Annotated in this window: 16 protein-coding genes and 1 pseudogene; 8 read left to right on the forward strand and 9 right to left on the reverse strand. The window is 73.9% G+C overall.

The window, feature by feature from the left end:
• Both ACWGSR_RS18270 and ACWGSR_RS18275 read left to right on the forward strand, forming a co-directional pair.
• A pseudogene (locus ACWGSR_RS18270) lies at positions 1–723 on the forward strand (2-oxoacid:acceptor oxidoreductase subunit alpha); the annotation flags it as partial.
• Positions 716–1,777, forward strand: coding sequence for a 2-oxoacid:ferredoxin oxidoreductase subunit beta (locus ACWGSR_RS18275; RefSeq protein WP_453567476.1), 1,062 nt, complete (start codon positions 716–718; stop codon positions 1,775–1,777). The pseudogene ACWGSR_RS18270 and the gene ACWGSR_RS18275, both read left to right, overlap by 8 nt.
• Before the next feature lie 46 nt (positions 1,778–1,823).
• Here ACWGSR_RS18275 and ACWGSR_RS18280 read toward each other — a convergent pair whose 3' ends face one another.
• The 4 genes from ACWGSR_RS18280 to ACWGSR_RS18295 all read right to left on the reverse strand — a co-directional run bounded on the left by ACWGSR_RS18280 (position 1,824) and on the right by ACWGSR_RS18295 (position 8,191).
• On the reverse strand, positions 1,824–4,025 hold the full coding sequence (locus ACWGSR_RS18280; protein ID WP_376232421.1) for a bifunctional serine/threonine-protein kinase/ABC transporter substrate-binding protein: 2,202 nt from the start codon (positions 4,023–4,025) through the stop codon (positions 1,824–1,826).
• A 6-nt stretch (positions 4,026–4,031) separates the two neighbouring features.
• Positions 4,032–6,215, reverse strand: coding sequence for a protein kinase domain-containing protein (locus ACWGSR_RS18285; protein ID WP_453567675.1), 2,184 nt, complete (start codon positions 6,213–6,215; stop codon positions 4,032–4,034).
• A 620-nt stretch (positions 6,216–6,835) separates the two neighbouring features.
• The gene (locus ACWGSR_RS18290) at positions 6,836–7,642 is read right to left on the reverse strand and encodes a hypothetical protein (protein ID WP_453567478.1); all 807 of its coding nucleotides are present in this window, start codon (positions 7,640–7,642) and stop codon (positions 6,836–6,838) included.
• 132 nt (positions 7,643–7,774) lie between these two features.
• Positions 7,775–8,191 (reverse strand): winged helix-turn-helix transcriptional regulator, encoded by a 417-nt coding sequence (locus ACWGSR_RS18295; protein ID WP_453567480.1) that lies wholly within the window; start codon positions 8,189–8,191, stop codon positions 7,775–7,777.
• A gap of 96 nt (positions 8,192–8,287) precedes the next feature.
• On the opposite strand from ACWGSR_RS18295, the gene ACWGSR_RS18300 reads away from it, so the two are divergent.
• Both ACWGSR_RS18300 and rarD read left to right on the forward strand, forming a co-directional pair.
• Positions 8,288–9,154, forward strand: coding sequence for an NAD(P)H-binding protein (locus ACWGSR_RS18300; RefSeq protein ID WP_453567482.1), 867 nt, complete (start codon positions 8,288–8,290; stop codon positions 9,152–9,154).
• A 147-nt stretch (positions 9,155–9,301) separates the two neighbouring features.
• Entirely contained in the window at positions 9,302–10,330 is a 1,029-nt protein-coding gene (gene rarD, locus ACWGSR_RS18305; RefSeq protein WP_453567484.1) for an EamA family transporter RarD, read from the forward strand.
• Positions 10,331–10,389: 59 nt separating this feature from the next.
• Here rarD and ACWGSR_RS18310 read toward each other — a convergent pair whose 3' ends face one another.
• Positions 10,390–10,971, reverse strand: a complete 582-nt coding sequence (locus ACWGSR_RS18310) for a dihydrofolate reductase family protein (protein ID WP_453567486.1) — start codon at positions 10,969–10,971, stop codon at positions 10,390–10,392.
• Between the two features lie 193 nt (positions 10,972–11,164).
• Here ACWGSR_RS18310 and ACWGSR_RS18315 point away from each other — a divergent pair, with 193 nt between their 5' ends.
• The 3 genes from ACWGSR_RS18315 to ACWGSR_RS18325 are packed head-to-tail and all read left to right on the forward strand — an operon-like array spanning position 11,165 to position 13,160.
• Positions 11,165–11,977, forward strand: coding sequence for a nucleotidyltransferase domain-containing protein (locus ACWGSR_RS18315; protein WP_376232430.1), 813 nt, complete (start codon positions 11,165–11,167; stop codon positions 11,975–11,977).
• Positions 11,978–12,028: 51 nt separating this feature from the next.
• Positions 12,029–12,682, forward strand: a complete 654-nt coding sequence (locus tag ACWGSR_RS18320) for a DUF4291 domain-containing protein (protein WP_453567488.1) — start codon at positions 12,029–12,031, stop codon at positions 12,680–12,682.
• Between the two features lie 10 nt (positions 12,683–12,692).
• Entirely contained in the window at positions 12,693–13,160 is a 468-nt protein-coding gene (locus ACWGSR_RS18325; RefSeq protein ID WP_453567490.1) for a VOC family protein, read from the forward strand.
• Between the two features lie 161 nt (positions 13,161–13,321).
• Here ACWGSR_RS18325 and pcaB read toward each other — a convergent pair whose 3' ends face one another.
• From pcaB to ACWGSR_RS18340, 3 genes are all read right to left on the reverse strand, one after another.
• Entirely contained in the window at positions 13,322–14,809 is a 1,488-nt protein-coding gene (gene pcaB / locus ACWGSR_RS18330) for a 3-carboxy-cis,cis-muconate cycloisomerase (RefSeq protein WP_453567492.1), read from the reverse strand.
• Positions 14,806–16,773, reverse strand: coding sequence for an FAD/NAD(P)-binding protein (locus ACWGSR_RS18335; protein ID WP_453567494.1), 1,968 nt, complete (start codon positions 16,771–16,773; stop codon positions 14,806–14,808). The genes pcaB and ACWGSR_RS18335 overlap by 4 nt, the downstream gene beginning before the upstream one ends.
• Positions 16,774–17,138: 365 nt before the next feature.
• Positions 17,139–17,648, reverse strand: coding sequence for a DUF1203 domain-containing protein (locus tag ACWGSR_RS18340; RefSeq protein WP_376232438.1), 510 nt, complete (start codon positions 17,646–17,648; stop codon positions 17,139–17,141).
• A gap of 423 nt (positions 17,649–18,071) precedes the next feature.
• Between ACWGSR_RS18340 and ACWGSR_RS18345 the strand changes: the two genes are divergently transcribed.
• Entirely contained in the window at positions 18,072–19,388 is a 1,317-nt protein-coding gene (locus ACWGSR_RS18345; RefSeq protein WP_376232440.1) for a M28 family metallopeptidase, read from the forward strand.
• 96 nt (positions 19,389–19,484) lie between these two features.
• Here ACWGSR_RS18345 and ACWGSR_RS18350 read toward each other — a convergent pair whose 3' ends face one another.
• Positions 19,485–20,711 carry a LolA family protein gene (locus ACWGSR_RS18350; RefSeq protein ID WP_453567497.1) on the reverse strand — a complete coding sequence of 409 codons (1,227 nt, stop codon included), beginning with the start codon at positions 20,709–20,711 and terminating at the stop codon, positions 19,485–19,487.
• Positions 20,712–20,876 lie beyond the last annotated feature (165 nt).

Below are 20,876 nucleotides of genomic sequence, written 5' to 3' on the forward strand. Positions count from 1 at the left end.
CCGGGGGACTGCTTCGACGCGGCTTTGGAGGCGGCCCGGATCGCCCTGGCCTACCGCACGCCGGTCTTCCTGCTCTCCGACGGCTACCTGGCCAACGGTTCGGAGCCGTGGCGGGTCCCGGACACCGGGGAACTGCCCGATCTGCGGACCGCGTTCGCCACCGGCCCCAACCACACCCTGCCGGACGGCACGGACGTGTTCTGGCCCTACAAGCGTGATCCCGAGACCCTGGCCCGGCCCTGGGCGGTGCCGGGGACGCCGGGCCTGGAGCACCGGATCGGGGGGATCGAGAAGCAGGACGGGACGGGGAACATCTCCTACGATCCGGCCAACCACGACTTCATGGTCCGCGTCCGCCAGGCCAAGATCGACAACATCACCGTGCCCGACCTGGCCGTGGACGATCCGGACGGGGCCCGCACCCTGGTACTGGGCTGGGGCTCCACCTACGGGCCGATCACGGCCGCGGTGCGGCGGATCCGGCGGGAGGGCGGGCCCATCGCCCAGGCCCACCTGCGCCACCTCAACCCCTTCCCGAAGAACCTCGGCGACGTACTCCAGAGCTACGAGACGGTGATCGTTCCGGAGATGAACCTGGGGCAGCTGGCCACTCTGCTGCGGGCGAGGTATCTGGTGGATGCGCGCAGTCACACCCAGGTCAACGGCATGCCGTTCAAGGCCGAACAGCTCGCCGCCGTCCTCAAGGAGGCCATCGATGCCTGAGCACACCGAGTCGCTCCTGAGCCTGGTGCCCAAGGCCGAGGCCGTCCAGTCGATGAAGGACTTCAAGTCGGATCAGGAGGTGCGGTGGTGCCCGGGATGCGGTGACTACGCGGTCCTGGCCGCCGTGCAGGGCTTCATGCCCGAACTCGGACTGGCGAAGGAGAACATCGTCTTCGTCTCCGGGATCGGCTGCTCCTCCCGCTTCCCCTACTACATGAACACCTACGGGATGCACTCCATCCACGGCCGCGCCCCCGCCATCGCCACCGGCCTTGCCACCTCACGCCGCGACCTGTCCGTCTGGGTCGTCACCGGCGACGGCGACGCCCTGTCCATCGGCGGCAACCACCTCATCCACGCCCTGCGCCGCAACGTCAACCTCACCATCCTGCTCTTCAACAACCGCATCTACGGCCTCACCAAAGGCCAGTACTCCCCCACCTCGGAGACCGGCAAAATCACCAAGTCCACCCCCATGGGCTCCCTCGACGCCCCCTTCAACCCCGTCTCCCTCGCGCTCGGCGCCGAAGCCTCCTTCGTCGCCCGCACCATCGACTCCGACCGCAAACACCTCACCGACGTCCTGCGCCGGGCCGCCGACCACAACGGCACCGCCCTGGTGGAGATCTACCAGAACTGCAACATCTTCAACGACGGCGCCTTCGAAGCCCTCAAGGACAAGGAACAGGCCCAGGAAGCCGTCATCCGCCTGGAACACGGACAGCCCATCCGCTTCGGCACCGACCAGGCCAAGGGCGTGATCCGCAACCCGGCCACCGGCGACCTCGAAGTCATCACCGTCACCCCCGCCAACGAGAGCGACGTCCTGGTCCACGACGCCCACACCGCCACCCCCACCACCGCCTTCGCCCTCTCCCGCCTCGCCGACCCCGACACCCTCCACCACACCCCCATCGGCGTCTTCCGATCGGTGGACCGGCCCGTCTACGACACCCTCATGGCCGACCAGCTCGACACCGCCGTCGCACAGCACGGCAAGGGCGACCTCACCCAACTCCTCACCGGCAACGACACCTGGACCGTCATCGCCTGAGGCAGGAACGCGGAGGGAGGGCGGGTCCTCACGGGCCCGCCCTCCCTCACGTCTTCTTCGTCCTCTTCGCCTCCGCCACCGCCGCGTCCGCGAACTCCCCCAGGAAGTGCGGCTTCCCGTTCCTCACCTGCCAGAGGAAGAGGCCGACGAGGCTCGCGGCGACGCTCTCCCTGCCCGCCGAGGAGTAGGTCTTGGCGAGGCCCTCGTACGGGGTCTGGCGCAGGTCGTTCGCCACTCCGGACGCCACCGACTCGGAGTGGTTGCCGACCGTCGTGCCCAGCGCCTGGAGCGTCCAGTTGACGACGTCGTACGCCTCCGTGGCGTACGGGTCGACGGGGGTGGTGGCGGACAGTCCCCAGCGCTTCCGGTAGGCGGCGGTGAAGGCCTTCGCCTTCGGGAGGCCGTCCGGGTCGACGTGGGACGTGCCGAAGTACCAGCCCTCGGCCGCCGGGCCCGCGAGGTCGAGGAACTCCTGCGCGAAAGGCTGTTCCACGCTGCCGCAGGGGCCCCGGAAGCCCTGGTCGCGCAGGGCCGCGGCGCAGAGGGCGGCCCGGCGCGGTGAGGTCCCCACGTACATCACGCCCTGCGGGTCCGTCGCGAGGGCGGCCCGTACGGCGGAGGCGAAGTCCTCGCCGTCCGCCTCGACGGGGTGGGAGGTCACCGTCCCGCCCTGGGCCTGCGAGGGCGGGGTCTTCTTGAGGCTGTTGACCGCGAACCAGGTGGACCGGCCGCCGTCGCGGTCCTCCACGAGGGCGGTCCGGAGGACCCCGCGCTCGGAGAGGTAGCGGGCGAACGGGACGACCATCGAGTCCGGGGAGGGGCGGGGTTCGAAGTAGGTGCGCTTGGTGGTCTGGCCCTCCACCGTGGTGCCGTTCGGGACGGCGGCGAGGACGCTCACCAGGGGGACGGAGTGGTCGACGAGTTCGGCCACGGCGGCGGCGACGCTCGGGACGGTCGTCGGGCCGACGACGCCGACGAGCCCCTCGTCCTTGAGGAGGGTGCGGGCGGCGGCCGTGGCGCGCGCCCCCTGACCGCCGTCGTCCAGCGTCCGCAGGACCACGTCGAAGGTGCGGTCCGGGCGGGCGTTGAAGGTCTCCACGGCCAGCCGGGCGCCGCGTTCCTGCGCCCGCCCGGCCGCCTTGGTGGGGCCGCTCAGATCGGTGAGGACGCCGATCGTGTACGCGGGGAGGGCGGCTCCCCCGCCCGTCCCCGTGCCCTTCCCGGCGGGGCCCCGGCCGAGGAGCCAGGCGGTCAGGCCGCCCGCTCCGGCGACGGCCGCCGCCGAGCCGGCCGTCAGGACGCGGCGGCGCGAGACCCCCGTGGGGGGTTCGGGGGCCGCGAGCAGGGTCGGTTCGGGGACCGGCAGGTCGAGGACGCGCGAGGACCGCTGCGCGATGAGCGCGGGCAGGCCGGGCGGCAGCCAGTCCCCCGCCGGTCCTCCGGCCTCCCCGAGGGCGGCCCGCACCTGCGCGGCCGTGGGGCGGGCCGCCGGGTCCTTGGCCAGGCAGGCCGCGACCAGGGGCATGATCGTGTCCGGGACCTCGCGGAGGTCCGGCTCCTCGTGGACGGTGCGGTAGACGACGGCGGCCACCGCGCCCGTGCCGAAGGGGCGTTCACCGGTGAGGGCGTACGCGAGGACGCAGCCGAGCGAGAAGACGTCGGCGGCCGGGCCGACCTCGTCCGCGGCGCCGACGCGGGCCTGTTCGGGGGCGAGGAAGCCGGGGGTGCCGATCATGGCGTCCGTGGCGGTCAGCGCGGTCGCCCCGGCGGAGCGGGCGATGCCGAAGTCGATGAGGCGGGGGCCGTCGAGGGCGAGGAGGACGTTCCCCGGCTTGACGTCCCGGTGGACGAGTCCCGCCGCGTGCACGTCGGCGAGCGCGGCGGCGAGCCGGGCGCCCAGGGCCCGTACGGTCGGCTCGGGCAGGGCGCCGTGCAGGGCGACGGCCTCGGCGAGCGAGGGCCCGGGGACGAACTCGGTCGCCAGCCAGGGCTCCCGGGCCTCCGGGTCGGCGCCGAGGACGCGGACCACCCAGCGGCCGGTGATCCGCCCGGCGATCCGGGTCTCGCGGCGGAACCGCTCCCGGAAGCCGGGGTCGGCGGCGTGCTCGGCGCGGATGAGCTTGAGCGCGGCGAGCGTTCCGCCGGCGGTGCGGGCGAGGTAGACCACGCCCATGCCGCCGGCGCCGAGGCGGCCGAGGAGCCGGTGGCCCGCGATCGAGGACGGGTCGGCCTTGCGGAGCGGCTGCACGGGCGGTCAGGCCTTCGGTGTGTTCTGCCGGGGGACGGGCTGAGCGGGCGCGGCACCGAGCGACTTGTAGGCGCCGTTCTGCACGCCGTGCACGAACGTGCCGACGCCGGCGAGGTCGCCGTCCTTGTCGAAGGAGTAACCGCCCATGGCGCCCGCGTACTTCTTGGCCCGGAGCTGGGCCCAGAGGCCCTTGCGGGCCGGTGGCCGGCCGGCCTTCGCGTTCGTCGTGAGCTGGTCGAGGACCATGTTCACGACGTCGTACGACTCGCCCGTGTAGTACGCGGGAGGGGCGCCGTAGCGCTTGCGGTACGCGGTGACGAATCCGGTGGTCCGCTTCCGGTCCGCGTCCTTGAGCTGGGGATCCTTCTCGCGGGCCACGGGGTCGAGGACGGGCGCGCCGAAGAACCAGTTCTCGGCGGCGGGTCCGGCCTCCTTCAGGAAGGCGGGGCCGAAGGGGTGCTGGCCGCCGAAGCGGGGCCCGGTGAAGCCGAGTTCGAGGAGGGCGCGGGCGGCGAGGACGGCGGTCTCGCGGACCCCGCAGTGGACGTACGCGTCCATGCCGGCGTCGATCATCTCGCCGAGGATCCTGCGGTAGTCCCGCGCGCGGGCGGGGACGACCCGGTAGAGCGGGTCGATCTTCGCCTGTCCGAAGCCGAACTGGACGCCGCGCACGAGGAGCCAGCTGTACTGGTCGTCCGTGCGCTCCTGGAGGACGCCGGGCTTCTTGACGGTGGGCAGGAGCGTGACGGAGAACGCGAGGTGCGCGCCGCCCATGGGGTGGTTGGGGATGGCCCGGAGGACCGTGGCGTTGGGCGGGCTCTGCTTGTCCCGCAGGGTGAACAGGTTGAACCCGGCCGAGGTGGTGAGCAGCGGGAGTCCGGCCTCCTCGAAGGCGGGGAGCGCGGCCTGTCCGGTGGCATCGGAGGTGGGGCCGAGGACGGCGACGACGCCGGGGTCGGTGGTGAGCCTGCGGGCCGCTGCGAGGGCGGCGTTCCGGTCGCCCCGGTCGTCGGAGACCGCGAGTTCGAGGGTGAACGGCTTGTCCTCGCGGGCGTTGAACTGCTCGACCGCGAGGCGGGCGCCGCGCTCCTGGGCCTGTCCGATCTCCTTGGCGGGGCCGGAGAGGTCGGCGAGGACGCCGATCTTCCAGGAGGTGCGGGGAGGGGGGTTCTTGGCGTCGTCCTCGCCCTCGTCGCCCCGGAGGGCCGACCAGGCGGCGACGGAGCCGCCGCCGACGGCGAGGACGGCGGCGCCGGAGGCGAGGAGCAGGAAGCCGCGTCTGCTGCGCTTCGGCGGCTGGGCCGTTCCCGTGCCGGCCGCGGTCGCGTCGATCTCGGGCAGGGCGAGCATCCGGGCGGAGCGCTCGGCGATGGTCCGGACGACGGGGGCGGGCAGCCACTCGGCGGCGTCGCCGGGGGCGTCCTCGACGAGCCGTACGCCGATCCCGGCGGCGGTCGGCCGGGCGGCGGGGTCCTTGGCGAGGCAGGCCCGGACGAGGTCGAGCAGCCCCTCGGGCACGCCGGTGAGGTCGGGCTCGTCGTGGACGGTCCGGTACAGGAGGGCGTCCGGGGCGCCGGTGCCGAAGGGCGGGCGTCCGGTCGCCGCGTACGCGAGGAGGCAGCCGAGGGCGAAGACGTCGGCGGCCGGGCCGATGGCGTCGGCGCGGGCCTCGGCCTGCTCGGGGGCGAGGAAGCCGGGGGTGCCGACGACCATGTCGGTGGCGGTGAGGGCGGTCTCGCCGGTGGAGCGGGCGATGCCGAAGTCGATGAGGCGGGGGCCGTCGACGGCGAGGAGGACGTTCCCCGGTTTCACGTCCCGGTGGACGAGCCCGGCCGCGTGCACGGCGGCGAGGGCGCGGGCGACGGCCCAGCCGAGGAGCCGGACGCTCCGCTCGGGCAGCGCGCCGTGCGCGGTGACGGCCTCGCCGAGGGAGGGTCCGGCGACGAAGGCGGTGGCCATCCAGGGCTCGGGGGCGTCCGGGTCGGCGCCGGTGACGGGGACGGCCCAGGGGCTGGAGACCCGGCGGGCGGCCTCGACCTCGCGGCGGAACCGGGCCCGGAAGTCGGGCTGGTCGGCCTGGTCGGCGTGGGTGACCTTGACGGCGGCGAGCTCGCCGTTGGCCGTACGGCCCAGGTAGACGACCCCCATGCCACCGGCTCCGAGCCGCCCGAGCAGCCGGTAACCGGCGATGAGGGAGGGGTCGGAGGGGAGGAGGGGGTGGAGGTCACCGGGGGTGGTGTTGGTGGGGGTCCCTGCGGGGGGCTCCGCCGGGGGGTGGGGTGGGGGCGGGTTCCCTGCGGGGGGCTGGGGCGGGAGCGGGGGTCCGGCCGGTGCCCCTGCCGGGGGCTGGGGCGGATACGGGGGCTGGTGCTCCTGGTGCCCGGTCCCGGGCGGGGTCGGCTGCCCGGCGCCGGACGGGGCTTCGCCCTCGGTCCCGGGCTGGTTCCGGTGGTCGGTGGCGGGCGGGGCCTGGTGGCCGGGTCCGGCCTGGGCCGCGCCCTGGGGCCGCCGCCTGGACCCCGGCCGGGCCGGGGCGCTCGGCAGGGGGCCGATCCGGGGGTCGCGCGGCGACGGGGGCTCGGCGCCGTTCCCCGGCCCACGGCCGTCCTGCGGCCCATGACCGGCCGCCGGTCCTCGGACGTCCTGCGGCTCCCGGGTCGGCTCCGACCCTTGGCCGGCCTCCGGCCCCCGGATGCCCTCCGGCGCGCGGTCGGTCTCCGGCCCTCGGGCATCCTGCGACTCACGCCCGGCACCCGGCTCCGGCTCCCGCCCGTCCTCCGGCTCGCGTCCGTCCCTCGGGTTCACAGGGTTCATGACTGGACCTCCAGCTCGTCCTTGACGCGTTCGAGCATGGTGACGAGGGCCTGGACCTGGGCGGTGACGGTGCCGACCGTCGTGTCGGTCGTCTCCTCGCTGTAGCCCGGGGCGCCCTTGACGACGGTGGCGACGGTGACCTGGCCGATCCTCGACTGGTACCAGCCGTAGAACTGCTTCCCGGGGAACTCGTCGTTGTGGTAGCCGCCGCGCTCGCCGAGGGAGTCGGCGGCGGTGTAGTTGCCGCCGAGGCCGAAGGGGTTGCCGAGGGAGATGAGCCCTTCGATGCGTTCGCCGTCGCGCAGCTTCTGGTCCGGGCAGCGGAGCGCCTCCTCCAGGGTCCCGGCCATCTCCCAGTCGGCGTCGTCCTCGGTGCGGTGGACGGTGACGGTGGCGGCGACCCGGAGGGTCCCCCGGCCGCCGGTGGCGGGGACCTCGCTGTAGGCGGTGACGCTGTGCAGGACGGTGGCGGGCCGGGTGCCGGCCTCCCACGAGCAGCCGTCCCCGAGCACGGGCCAGTAGTCGGGGTCGCTGAGGTGCGGGGTGCGCTTCACGTAGTCCGGGCCCCAGGCGTCCGGCCCCGCGACGACGGCGAGGGCCAGCCGCCGGGCGTCGGCGGCGTTCTTCGGCGCGCGCTTCGGGTCGGGGGTGAAGTCGAGCGCGGTCGGGGTGGGGGTGGGGGTGGGCGTGGGGGCCGGGGCCGTACCGCCCGGGGCCGGCGTCCCGCTCGTACTCCCCTTGCCGTCGGGTTTCGCCCCGTCGTCGCCTCCGTCGGCGCACCCGGTCGCGATCAGCCCGCTCACCAGCACGGCACAGCAGGCACGCAGCAGTCTTCGGTCCCCGTACGCCACAGTTCCCCCACGGTCCCTACACGGATTGCCCGAACGGCGATCAGATCGTACGACCTGACGGGTCAACCCACCGTGGCTACAACCTCATTGGGACAGAGCGGTGGCACTCTCGCGACGCGCCTCGTCGTACCGCTCGCGGGCCTCCTCGACCGCGGCGACCTGCCGCTCGCTCCAGTGGGCGAGCTCCCAGACCTGGCGGGCGGCCTCGGCGCCGAGCGGGGTGAGGGCGTAGTCGACGCGGGGCGGGATGACGGGCTTGGCGTCGCGGTGGACGAAGCCGTCCCGCTCCAGGGTCCGGAGGGTCTGGGCGAGCATCTTCTCGCTGACGCCCCCGATGCGGCGGCGCAGCTCGCTGAAGCGGTAGGGCCGCTCCAGGAGGGACGCGAGGACGAGCACGCCCCAGCGGCTGGTGACGTGCTCCAGGACGGCGCGCGAGGGGCACATCTGCGCGAACACGTCGGGCAGCGGGGGCACCACGCCCACTTCTTCACTTACTCCCATGTCAGTACCTTACTTCAAAGTGGGCACTGTCGAAAAGTTAGTGCCCCCCGTACGGTGAGTACGTAGCCCACCGCACCCCACGCAGAAGGAAGCACCATGAGCATCGTCGTCACCGGAGCCACCGGACAGCTCGGCCGCCTCGTCGTCGACGCCCTCCTCGGCTCCGTCCCCGCCGAGCGGATCGTCGCCGTCGTCCGGAACGAGGAGAAGGCCGCGGACCTGGCCGAGCGCGGGGTCGAGCTGCGGATCGCCGACTACGGCCGCCCCGAGACCCTCGCGGACGCCTTCGGGGCCGGTGACCGGGTGCTGCTGATCTCCGGCAGCGAGGTCGGGCAGCGCGTCGCCCAGCACGCCGCAGTGATCGACGCGGCCAAGGCGGCGGGCGTGGCCCAGCTCGCGTACACCGGCGTCCTCGGCGGCGACGACGCCGACTTCGAGCTGGCCGCCGAGCACAAGGAGACCGAGAAGCTGATCCTCGCCTCGGGCCTGCCGTACACCCTCCTCCGCAACGGCTGGTACAGCGAGAACTACACCGCCAACCTCGCCCCCGTCCTCGCCCACGGCGCCGTCGTCTCCAACGCGGGCGAGGGCCGGATCGCCTCCGCCTCCCGCGCCGACTACGCCGCCGCCGCGGCCGCCGTCCTGACCGGCCCGGCCGAGGAGCACCTGAACAAGGCGTACGAGCTGAGCGGCGACACCGCCTGGTCCTTCGCCGAGTACGCGGCCGAGGTCGCCGCCCGGTCCGGCCGGGAGGTCGCGTACACCCCCGTCTCCGCCGAGGCGCACCTGGAGATCCTCACCGGCGCCGGGCTCCCGCGCCCCTTCGCCGAGATCCTGGTCGACGTCGACCGGGCCGCCGAGCACGGCGCGCTCGCCCTGCGGACCGGTGACCTGGCCCGGCTGATCGGCCGCCCGACCACCCCGGTCGGCGTCTCGGTCCAGGAAGCCCTGGACGCTTCCTGAACGCCGGAGGGCGCCTCCCGGGCCCCGCACGGAACAGCGCGTGACCGTCATGACCGTATAGCGGTACGGACATGACAACCCGCCCCGTGCGGCGCTACCGTCGACGGAACGGCCGGCAGAACGGCGCGGCACAGGGCGGGAGGTCCGGTGAAGACGGAGAACGAGGGACGAGCAGGCCTGCTCTACGGGATCGGCGCCTATGCCATGTGGGGGCTCGTCCCCCTCTTCTGGCCGCTCCTCAAACCCGCCGGGGCGATCGAGATCCTCGCCCACCGGATGGTGTGGTCCCTGGCCTTCGTGGGGCTCGCCCTGCTCGTCCTGCGCCGCTGGGGCTGGATACGGGAGCTGGTGCGCAGCCCGCGCAAGCTCGGCCTGATCACCCTCGCCGCCACCGTCATCACCGTGAACTGGGGCCTCTACATCTGGTCCGTGAACACGGGCCACGTGGTCGAGGCCTCCCTCGGCTACTTCATCAACCCGCTCGTCACCATCGCCCTCGGCGTCCTCGTCCTCCAGGAGCGGCTGCGCCCGGCGCAGTGGGCGGCGGTCGGCATCGGCTTCGCGGCCGTGCTCGTCCTCGCGGTCGGGTACGGGCAGCCGCCCTGGATCTCGCTCGTCCTCGCCTTCTCCTTCGCGCTCTACGGCCTGGTGAAGAAGAAGGTCAACATCGGGGGCCTGGAGTCGCTGGCCGCCGAGACCGCCGTCCAGTTCCTGCCCGCCCTCGCGTACCTGGTCTGGCTCGGCGGGCAGGGGACCCTGGCGTTCGGCTCGCACGGCGCCGGCCACACCGCGCTGCTCGCCGCCACCGGCCTGGTCACGGCGATCCCGCTGGTCTGCTTCGGCGCGGCGGCGATCCGCGTCCCGCTGTCGACGCTCGGCCTGCTCCAGTACCTCGCGCCGACCTTCCAGTTCCTCCTGGGCATCCTCTACTTCCACGAGGCGATGCCGCCGGAGCGCTGGGCGGGCTTCTCCCTCGTCTGGCTGGCCCTGACGATCCTCACCTGGGACGCCCTGCGGACGAACCGGCGCAGCCGGGCGGCGATCGCGGCGGCGACGGCGGGAGCGGCCGAGGCGGCGGGGGCGGCCGAGACTGCGGGAGCGGCCGAGACTGCGGGTCCGGCGGGGGCGGCCGAGGTCGCGGGTCCCGCCGGGACCGCGCCCACCGCCGGACGCTGACGGCGCGTCGCACGCGCACGCGTGCACGGGGCGGGGCGGGGCGAGGCGCGGCCGGAGGGTCAGGCGCCCGGCCGGACGACGTCGAAGACCTGCTTCTGGAGGCCGTTGGCGTAGACCTCGTGCTCGACCAGCTCCAGCTTCTGGGCGTCCTTGTCCGTGGCGCTGAAGAGCCGCTTGCCCGCCCCGAGCAGGAGCGGGAAGACGAGCAGGTGGTACCGGTCGATCAGGCCGGCGTCCGACAGGGCCCGGTTCAGCGCGGCGCTGCCGTGCACGATGACCGGGCCGCCCTCGGTCTCCTTGAGGGCGGCGACCTCGTCGAGCGAGCGCAGGATCGTGGTCTCTCCCCAGTTCGGGACGAGGTCGTCCTCGGCGAGGGTGGTGGAGACGACGTACTTCGGCATCGCCCTGTAGCCGGCGAAGTCCTCCATGTCCGGCCACACCGGGCTGAACGCCTCGTAGCTGACGCGGCCGAGGAGCATCGCCGCGGCCTCCTTCTGCTCCCGGTCCTTGATCTCGAACGCCTCGGGGAGGAACGCGACGTCCTTGAACGTCCATCCGGAGTTCCGGTAGCCGGGCTCGCCGCCCGGGGCCTCGACGACGCCGTCGAGCGAGACGAAGGCGGTGCTGATCAGAGTGCGCATGGGAGGCTTCCTCGGTCTCTCGTGTCCGGCCGGCAGGGGTTCCTTCGGTGCGCGCCCCGTCCTCGTTCACGGCCATCGCGCACCTGCCGCGATACATGACCGTGGAGTACGGGGAAACTCATCGGTCGTCGCCGAGACGGAGGCGACCGCAATCGGTTCGCGGGCGGCGGGCGGTCTCCGCAGAATGGGCCGGATGGAACGCTTGCAGGAGATTGCCGCCCGTCTGTCCGAGGTCGAGGGGGTCGTCGGGGTGTGCCTGGGCGGCAGCCGGGCGCGGGGGACGCACACCCCGACGTCCGACTACGACCTCGGCCTGTACTACCGGGCGCCGCTGGACACCGCCGCCCTGCGCCTGCTGGCGGCCGAGCTGACCGGCGGCCCGGTGGAGGTGACCGAGCCGGGCGGCTGGGGGCCGTGGGTGGACGGCGGCGGCTGGCTGACCGTCGACGGCCACCACGTGGACTGGCTCTACCGCGACGTGGACCGGGTGGACCGGATCCGGCGGGAGTGCGAGGAGGGCCGCTTCGAGATCGGCACCCAGCCCGGCCACCCCCTGGGCGTCTACTCGCCCTCCTACGTGGGCGAGCTGGCGCTCGGCCGCGTCCTGGCCGATCCCTCCGGCGAGCTCCGGGGCCTCCAGGAGCGGTGCCGCGCCTACCCGGACGCGCTGCGCGGGGCGCTCGTCGAGAACGCGCGCTGGGAGGCGCCGTTCATCCTGGCCTGCGCCCGGAAGGGAGCGGCGCGCGGGGACTCCTTCTACGTGGCGGGCTGCCTCTTCCGCGCGGTCGGCCTCCTCGTCCAGGCCCTGCACGCGCACGCGGGGAGCTGGGTGCTGAACGAGAAGGGGGCGGTGCGGGAGGCGGGCGGACTGCCCTCGTCGCCGCCGGACTTCGCGGACCGGGCCCACTCCCTCCTCGCCGCCCTCGGCACCGCCCCGGACACGCTGGCGGCGGCGCTGGACGCGGCGGACGCCCTGACCGCCGAGGTGTGCGGGGCGCTGAGGTAACGGGAGATAACCGGTGGTGGTGCGGCGGGCGCCTCCCTCACCCTGGGCCCCATGGAAGAACCGAAGTACCGCATCCGGGCGCTCCACACGGAGCGCACGGTCACCGTCTACCAGGCGTACCGGCCCGCGATCGGGCTGCCGGCGGCGCGCGAGGGCCGGTTTCCGGCCGCCTGGAAGCGGGAGCGGATGACGTGGATCAAGCCGTCGTTCCTGTGGATGATGTACCGCTCGGGCTGGGGCCTGAAGGAGGGCCAGGAGACCGTCCTCGCCGTGGAGATCACCCGCGAGGGCTTCGAGTGGGCCCTGCGGAACGCCTGCCTCTCCCACTACGCGCGCGGCTTCCACCCCGACCGGGACGCGTGGAAGCGGGAGTTGCGCGGGTCCCCGGCCCGGGTCCAGTGGGACCCGGAGCGCGACCCGCGCCTGAACCCCCTCCCGTACCGCTCGCTCCAGCTCGGCCTGTCGGGCGAGGCGTCCCGCCGGTACGCGGACGAATGGACGGTCTCGATCACCGACGCGACCCCGCTCGCCCGCCGCGTCCACGCCCTGGTCCGGGCCGGCGACACGGACGGCGCCCGGGCCCTGCTGCCCCGGGAGGAGCCGTACCCGGAGCCGGAAGGGCTCCTGGACCACCTGCGGGCGGAAAAGAACGTCGTTCCGGCGGAAAGGTCCGTTCCGGTGGCACGGGGGGAGCGGGAGCGTTAGAACCGGTGGCATGAGACCCCTTCACTGGAAGCTCGTCGTCGACGCCGCGGACCCGCACGCGCAGGCCGCCTTCTGGGCCGCCGCCCTGCGCTACCGGGAGGAGGACCACAGCCCGCTCGTGCGGCGGCTGCTCGGGACGGGGGCCGTGCCCGAGGAGGTGACGACCACCGTGCACGGGGGCACGGAGGACGAGCGGCTCGGCTGGCGCGACCTCGCCGCCGTGCGGCACCCGGACGAGCCGTACGACGAGGACACCGACGCGGGCCTGGGCCACCGGATCCTCTTCCAGCGGGTCCCGGAGGCGAAGACCGTCAAGAACCGCGTCCACCTGGACCTCCACGCGGAGGAGGGCGACCGGGAGAAGGAGGTCGCCCGCCTGATCGACCTCGGCGCGACGGTCCTGCGCGAGGTGGACGAGCCGTCGGGGTCGTGGGTGGTCATGGCGGACCCGGAGCAGAACGAGTTCTGCGTGCAGTGAGGGCCCTTCCGTCCCGGCCCGGCCCGCGCCGTGCGTGACCGTCCCCGGGGTGCCCCGCGCACCCCGGGGACGTCGCCGTGCCACCGGGGTGCGCGAGGACCGGCCCGAGGGCCGTTCCGTCGTGAACGGGCTTCTCCGTCAGGCGCGACGGCGCGCCGGGCTCACCGGCCCGCTCCTCCCCTGGGAGAACCCTCGGGAGAGCCCTTGGGAGAGCCCTTGGGAGAACCCCCGGAAGAACCCCCGGGAGAGGCCAGCGCCCGGTCGGTGAGGACGCCCGCGGCCCCGGTGTAGGCCGCCGGGTCGAGCAGGCGGGTCAGCCGCTCCTCGCCCAGGCCCGCCGACACGACCCGGTCGTCCGCCGCCAGGACGGCGACCAGCGGGCGTCCGCCGGTCCGGGCCGTCTTCGCGGCCTCGGTCAGCACCTCCTTGGCCACCGCCTTGCCCAGCGCGCCGGCCAGGTGGGCGGTGAGGCGTTCGGTGACGAGCTGGCCCCCGGTCAGCGCGAGGTTCGCCCGCATCCGCTCCGGGTCGGGCCGCAGCCCGCCGGCCAGTTCCACGGCGCACTCCGCGGCCCCGCCGACCAGCCGCAGCGCCTCGCGGAGCGGCTGCCACTCGGCGTGCCACGCCCCGGCCGACCGCTCGTCCTCCGACACCAGGGACTGGGTGAGACCGGCCGCCAGGTGCGGGACCTGGAGCGCCGCGCTGCGCATCAGCGTGGCCAGCACCGGGTTGGCCTTGTGCGGCATCGCCGAGGAGACCCCGCGTCCCGCCGGGGCCGGCTCGGCCACCTCTCCGGTCTCGGTCCTGGCGAGCAGCTGGACGTCCACGGCGAACTTGCCGAGCGCGCCGGCGGCGAAGCCGAGGGCCGCCGCCAGGTCCGCGAGCGGCGTCCGCAGCACGTGCCACGGGAGGGCGGGCTCGGCGAGTCCCGTCTCCTCCGCGTACGCGGCCACCAACCGCCGCACGTACTCCTCCACGTCGGTCACCCGGGCGTCCACGGCGGCGTATTCGAGGTATCCGGCCAGGGTGCCCGCGGCGCCGCCCAGTGCGACGGGCAGCCCCTGGTCCCGCACCCGCCCGAGGCGGTCGCGGGCGTCCAGGACCAGCCTTCGCCAGCCGGCCGCCTTCAGGCCGAACGTCGTCGGGACCGCCTGGAGCGCCAGGGTCCGTCCCGCCATCGGCGTGTCCCGGTGCTCGCCCGCCAGCCGCGCCAGCGCGCCGGCGCAGGCGTCCAGATCGTCGCAGACCACGGTCAGCGCGCGCCGGGCCACCAGCATCGCCCCCGTGTCGAAGACGTCCTGGCTGGTCGATCCCCGGTGGACGTACTCGGCGGCCGCCGGGTCCTGCCGCGCCACCACCGCGGTGAACGCCGACACCAGGGCCACCACGGGGTTCGCGGTCTCCCGCGCCGCCAGCGCGACGGCCCGCACGTCGAGCTCCTCCGCGCGCGCCAGGCGCGTGATGACGGACGCCGCGCCGTGGGGCACGGTGCCGAGCCGCGCCTGCGCCCGCGCGAGCGCGGCCTCCGCGTCCAGCATCGCCTGCAGCCAGGCCACGTCGCCGACGACGGCCTCCACCGCGCTGCCCGCCCGCACGGGCGAGAGCAGTCCCAGATCCGCCACCCCGTGGGTGGCCTCGTCCGGCGTCACGCCGGCACCTCCATCAGTGCGTCGTCCGAGGGGTCGTGGGTGCGGGCATGCCCCAGGGTCAGCGCCGCGCGGGCGATGGCGTCGGAGTCGCCCAGCGTCACCGAGTCCACGCCGGGCCTGATCCCGGCGGCGGTCACCCAGTGGACGCCCTCCGTCGGCACGCCGTACGCGAAGCGGCGCGGATGGGCCGCGCCCCGGAGGTCCACCACCCGGTAGGGCCGGTCCGTCACGGCGAGCCCGCCCGTCTCGTGGTCGCCGGAGGCGGAGGGCACCCGGTGCGCCCGGATCTGGCCGACGGCGAGGAGCCGGCGCAGCAGCGGGTCGGCGGTGCGCCGCAGGTCGTGTTCGGGGAGCCGGGCCTCGACCAGCGTCGCGGCCCGCACCACGGGTCCGGGCACCGCGTCCGACCAGGCCGTGAAGGCCGGTTCGGGGCCCGCGTCGTCCAGCTCCACCCGCAGCCGCGGGCCGAGCACGTCGAGGACGCCCGCCTCCATCAGGGCGCGCATCTCCTCGATCCGGGAGGGCGGCGGCCCGATCGACAGGAAGGCGTTGAGCGGCGTGTACCAGCCGTCCAGGTCGTCGCGGTGCGAGGCGCCGTCCAGGCCGCGGTGGTCGACGGCCAGCCGGATCTCGTTGCGCAGGTCGCGCAGGACGTCCAGCGCGGCCTTCACCGGGCCGTCGACGTTGCCCTGCCGGGCCGACGCCAGGTCGTCGGCCAGGTGTCCGAGTAGCCAGGTCCTGAAGGCGTCCCGGTCGGCGAACGCCGCCCGCCCGTAGGGTCTGGCCACGCGGTCCCAGTCCCAGCGCAGGTCCTCGGGGACGGCGTGGCGGTCCAGGACGCCGGCCTCCTCGCCGGGGCCGCTCGCGGCCAGGTAGGCGTCGGTCAGCGCCGCCCGCTCGCCGGCGCGTCCGAGGGTCGCGATCAGCGCGCCGTAGTAGACGCTCTCCACCTCCTTCGCGATCAGGGGCCAGAGCTGCCGGCGGAAGTCCAGGCCCCGGTCGCCGCTCTCCTTGCGCAACTGCTTGATCATCTGTTCGGTGAGCAGGCGGGGCATGTACCGGCCGTGGGCCCCCTTCTGGTTCTCGCCCCGCGCCGAGTACGGGACGCCGCGCCGGGAGCCGGCGTACAGCCGCGGCTCGTCGCCGGAGGGCACGTACACCAGGGAGTCCGTCGCGTCACGGACGAAGCGTCCGCCCCGGCCGGTCGTGAACAGGGCCGTGTAGTCGAAGAAGTTGAGGCCGAGGCCGCGCAGGACCACCGCCGAACCGGGCGCGACGCCCGTCAGGTCGACGTCCGCCGGGTTCGCGGGCCGCAGGTAGCGCAGCCCGTGCCGCTCCGCCGCCCGTGCCGTGTCGTCCTCCTCCCGGGAGGGACGCGCCTCCACGTGTCCCTGGGCGCTGATCACGGCGTCCAGGCCGTCGAGGACGGTGCCGTCCTCCAGCCACACGCGCTGCGGGCCGCCCGGCACCACGGCGTCGTCCAGGGACAGCGCCAGGCAGCGGTGCACCCGCACGGTCACGTGGCCGGGCGCGCGGGCGACGACGCGGTCGAACGCCTCGCATAAATAAGCCCCGTACAGCGCCCGTGTCGGGTAGCTGTCGGGGCCGAGGGCCGCCGCCTCCTCCCGTATCGGATCCTCGACGGCGTCTCCGCCCGCGCCGTGGGCGAGCGCGCGCGCCCACTCGTAGAGGCTGGGGCCGGTCTCGATCGGGCCCGCGACGTCGACGCTCTCGTCGGTGTACACCGTCACCTGCGAGGCCACGGTGTTCATGAGCAGGTGCCGGGGCTGGTCGGTGCGCCACACCCGGCCGGCACCCGCCGGGTACGGGTCGACGACGTGGACGGTCACCGCCGCGTGGCGGGGCGCGACGCGCTCGTTGGCGCAGATCCGTTCGAGGACGGACAGGCCGCGCGGCCCGGCGCCGATGACGCACAGGTGTGTCTCACTGGCAGCGAATGCCATGGAAAGGACCTCCGGAGCAGGGGGAAGGGAGAGGGGCGGGGGGACGAGGCGTCCCCGCCCTCGCGGAGAAGCGGCCCGCCACGGGTCACGCCCGTGGCACGCCGCCTTCCGACGAGCCTGCTCCGACAGGTGGGACGTGGTCCCGTCCGCGACGAACAGCTCGGTCACCGACACCGGTTGCCTCCCCCTGCCGGGACCGCCGTCGGATCCCGCTACCGCCGATCATCGATCGGTACGGCGCGCGGTCCGCCTCCGGAGCCCCGGCATGCCCGATTCGGCACCCGCAATGACCGAGAAGGCGCTGTTGCGCGACCGACGGGAACCGTGACCGGCGCGCCCCGGCCGCCGGGCCCGCGGTCCCTCCGTCAGGGGCGCCGGACCTCGAAGTGGAAGCAGCCGTACTCGACGGCCCGGACGTGGACCAGGGCGACGGCGGGGTCGGCGAAGGCCTCGTCGAGGGCCCGGTCGAAGCCCTCCGCGGGGTTCTCGGGGAGTTCCAGGAGCCGGCCGCCGACGATCCGGCCCTCCGCGTCGTACCGGCGGAGGGCGCGCAGGGCCCCGGGCCGTGCGAAGGGGTACTCCTCCGAGGGCGCGGGCCCTCCGCACTCCCCGGCGTGCACGAAGACGGGGCCCTGCTCGTCGTACGCGCCGGGTTCGGCCCCCGTCTCCGCCGCCCAGCGCCGCAGCGGCGCGTACGAGACGAGGGCGATCCGCTCGCCGGGGGCGGCGGGGCGCAGACAGCAGCGGAGGGGCTCCCCGCCCTCGGTGGCCGGGTACGGGGCGCAGGGGCGTCCGGCGTCGTCGACGGCGCGCAGTTCGGCGAGGGCGGCGGGCGGGACGGCCCGGGGGGCGTGGGTGGTGGTGGGGATACGCATGCCTCCAGCGTCGTTCCGGCCCGGCCCGCCCGCTGGCGGCATTCGGACGTGACGGCCGGACCTCGACGGCGGGCGGGACCTCAAGAGGCGGCGTGCGGAACGGAGTTGCGGAAGGGCGCGACAGAGGTCCCCGTCCGGTGAGCGAACGCTCCTGACCGGTTTCCGCTCTTGACGTGAACACATCGCGTCACTGAACATTCAGCACGCACAACAGAACGCACGTGCACCAGAACACCTGCGCAACGGAACACACGCACAAGTGAACGCGTGCACAACGCAACGCCCGCACGGCGGAACACCCGTGCACCGCACAACTGAACACCGCACACGCACACGTACAGCTCCAACGCCTCGCGGCCCGCCGAGCCCGGGGCGTCTCGCACGTTCCGTCCCATCCCCGTTCGGAATCCGGAGCCCCCACACATGAACATCTCCGTGCCCAGACGCGTCACCGCGGTCGCCGCCCTCGCGGCGCTCGCCCTCGGTGGCCTCACCGGGACCAGCGCCACCGCCCGGCCCGCCGAGGCCGCCGGTGCCGCCGCCGCGCCCGACATCTCGCTCACCGCCGTCAAGCAGCACTTGACGGACCTCCAGTCCATCGCCACCGCCAACGGCGGCAACCGGGCCCACGGCCGCACCGGCTACAAGGCGTCCATCGACTTCGTGAAGGCGAAGCTGGACGCCGCCGGATACACCACCAGCCTCCAGACGTTCACCTCCAGCGGCGCCACCGGCTACAACCTGATAGCCGACTGGCCGGGCGGTGACCCGAACCAGGTCCTGTTCGCCGGCTCGCACCTCGACTCGGTGTCCTCGGGCGCCGGCATCAACGACAACGGCTCCGGCTCCGCCGCGATCCTGGAGACCGCCCTCGCCGTGTCCCGTGCGGGCTACCAGCCCTCCAAGCACCTGCGGTTCGCCTGGTGGGGCGCCGAGGAGCTGGGCCTCGTCGGCTCGAAGTACTACGTCAACAACCTTCCGACGGCCGAGCGTTCGAAGATCAAGGGCTACCTGAACTTCGACATGATCGGCTCGCCGAACCCGGGCTACTTCGTCTACGACGACGACCCGACGATCGAGCAGACCTTCAAGAGCTACTTCGCCGGCCTCGGCGTCCCGACCGAGATCGAGACCGAGGGCGACGGCCGCTCCGACCACGCCCCCTTCAAGAGCGCGGGCGTCCCCGTCGGCGGCCTCTTCACCGGCGCGAGCCGCGTGAAGACCAGCGCGCAGGTCTCCAAGTGGGGCGGTACGGCGACGGCGTTCGACCGCTGCTACCACTCCTCCTGCGACACCACGTCGAACATCAACGACACCGCCCTGGACCGCAACAGCGACGCCGTCGCCCACGCGATCTGGACGCTGTCCGCCGGTTCCACGAACCCGCCCACCGGCAAGGTCTTCGAGAACACCGCCGACGTGTCCATCCCGGACAACGGCGCCGCGGTCACCTCGACGGTCAACGTCACCGGCGTCACCGGCAACGCGCCCAGCAACCTCTCCGTCGGCGTGGACATCGTCCACCCCTACAAGGGCGACCTCGTCGTGGACCTCGTCGCCCCGGACGGCTCGGTCTACAACCTGCACAACCAGACCGGCGGCAGCGCCGACAACATCGTCCAGACCTACACCGTGAACGCCTCCTCCGAGGTCGCCAACGGCGCCTGGAAGCTCCGCGTCCAGGACAAGGGCCCGGCCGACGTCGGCTACATCAACGCCGTCAAGCTGACCTTCCCGTAACCGTCACGGGGAAGGCGGAGAAACGCCCGGGCGGGTCGGTGACCACAGCCCCCGACCCGCCCGGGGTCCCAACCGGGCCGGCTCCCGGCCGTGTCGCTACTTGCCGGCGTTCGCCGCGTCCACCAGCGCGTCCTTCGTCACCGCGCCGACGTAGACCTTGCCGTCGTCGGTGAGCAGCGCGTTCACCAGCTTCGTCCTGAAGACGGTGCCCGAGCCGAACTTCCCGGTGACCTCGTCGCCGAAGGAGTCCAGGAAGCCCTGGATCTCCTTCGGCGCCTCGTCCGTCTCGGGCGCGGGGGCGCCGGTGTCGAACCTCGCGATGGTCGTCCAGCCCTCGCCGATGACGTTCAGGCCCTTGCCGAAGTCCTCGAAGCCCTTCCCGAACTCCTTCTCGAAGTCCTTCCCGAAGTCCTCGGGCAGCTTCTCCGGCTTCCCCGCCTCCTCCGCCGCGCCCTCCGTCACCTTCGCGCCCTTCGGCGCCTCGAAGGCGAAGACCGACGCGTCCGGCCGGGCGAAGTCGACCTTCGTGAAGCCGGCGTCCACGACCGGCTTGCCGCCCTCCACCGAGGAGAGCGTGAACTTCAGCGGGGTGCCGTTCGCCGCGTCCACCGCGATCTTCACCGACGCGACCGTCGAACCGGCCTGCTTCGGCTTGATCAGGAGCTGGTACGCGTCCCGGCCCGCCACCTTCGCCGTGCCGTCGACCGTGATCGACGTGGTGTCGCCGGCCGCCTTCAGGACCTCGTCCGCGAGCTCCTTGGGCGTCGCGGGCAGCTCCTTCTCCCCGGCCTCCGGACCCCCGGACGCGCCCTTCTCGTGGAAGACCTCGTTCGACTTGCTGTCGTAGGCCCAGACGTCGTCGCCGTTGTGGATCAGGCTGTACTCGTCGGAGCCGTCGAGCAGGGTGAGCCTCTGGCGCTCGGGGCCGTCCGCCGCCAGGCGCAGCGTGTGGGTGCCCGAGGCGAGTTCGGTGAGCTTCTGCGAGGGGTCCGCCGTGGAGGAGGCCGCCCCGCCGCCCAGGCCCCCGAGGCCGGACGCCAGGCCGCCGAGGGCCGGCAGGCCCAGGTCGGTGGAGACCTTGAAGGTGCCGGAGATGGTCTGGGTCTCCGAGCCCGCGATCTTCTCGATGAGCTGCTGGGCCGTGATCCCGGGAAGGTCCGGGTCGCCGGACGCCGCGAGCGCCGGGACCAGGCCGATGGTCGCCGCGGCCACACCGGCCACCGCGACGGGGACGACGTACCGGCTCGCCTTGCGACGGACCCCGCCGCGGGCCTCGTCGCGGATCTCGTCGACGGTCTCGCCGGGGACTTCGTTCGCTGCCATGGTCTCCGCTACCTCCGTGCGCCCTGAGAGGCCCCGAACGGCCTCATGTGGTCGATGTACCCCATCTCACCAAACGGGGGAACGGAACGCGTCAGCCCCCGGGATCAACCTCGCCTACCCCTTGGGGATGACCCGACCCCGAGACCGGCGGGGACCCGCACACGC

It is taken from the genome of Streptomyces sp. NPDC055632, from assembly GCF_053618675.1.

Bases quoted from the DNA above. Each gene is read 5' to 3' on its own strand.
- ACWGSR_RS18325 (WP_453567490.1), top strand. From the start codon at position 12,693: ATGAGACCCCTTCACTGGAAGCTCGTCGTCGACGCCGCGGACCCGCAC.
- ACWGSR_RS18295 (WP_453567480.1), bottom strand. From the start codon at position 8,191: ATGGGAGTAAGTGAAGAAGTGGGCGTGGTGCCCCCGCTGCCCGACGTG.
- ACWGSR_RS18310 (WP_453567486.1), bottom strand. From the start codon at position 10,971: ATGCGCACTCTGATCAGCACCGCCTTCGTCTCGCTCGACGGCGTCGTC.
- ACWGSR_RS18345 (WP_376232440.1), top strand. From the start codon at position 18,072: ATGAACATCTCCGTGCCCAGACGCGTCACCGCGGTCGCCGCCCTCGCG.
- ACWGSR_RS18335 (WP_453567494.1), bottom strand. From the start codon at position 16,773: ATGGCATTCGCTGCCAGTGAGACACACCTGTGCGTCATCGGCGCCGGG.
- ACWGSR_RS18300 (WP_453567482.1), top strand. From the start codon at position 8,288: ATGAGCATCGTCGTCACCGGAGCCACCGGACAGCTCGGCCGCCTCGTC.
- ACWGSR_RS18350 (WP_453567497.1), bottom strand. From the start codon at position 20,711: ATGGCAGCGAACGAAGTCCCCGGCGAGACCGTCGACGAGATCCGCGAC.
- ACWGSR_RS18340 (WP_376232438.1), bottom strand. From the start codon at position 17,648: ATGCGTATCCCCACCACCACCCACGCCCCCCGGGCCGTCCCGCCCGCC.
- ACWGSR_RS18315 (WP_376232430.1), top strand. From the start codon at position 11,165: ATGGAACGCTTGCAGGAGATTGCCGCCCGTCTGTCCGAGGTCGAGGGG.
- ACWGSR_RS18320 (WP_453567488.1), top strand. From the start codon at position 12,029: ATGGAAGAACCGAAGTACCGCATCCGGGCGCTCCACACGGAGCGCACG.
- ACWGSR_RS18275 (WP_453567476.1), top strand. From the start codon at position 716: ATGCCTGAGCACACCGAGTCGCTCCTGAGCCTGGTGCCCAAGGCCGAG.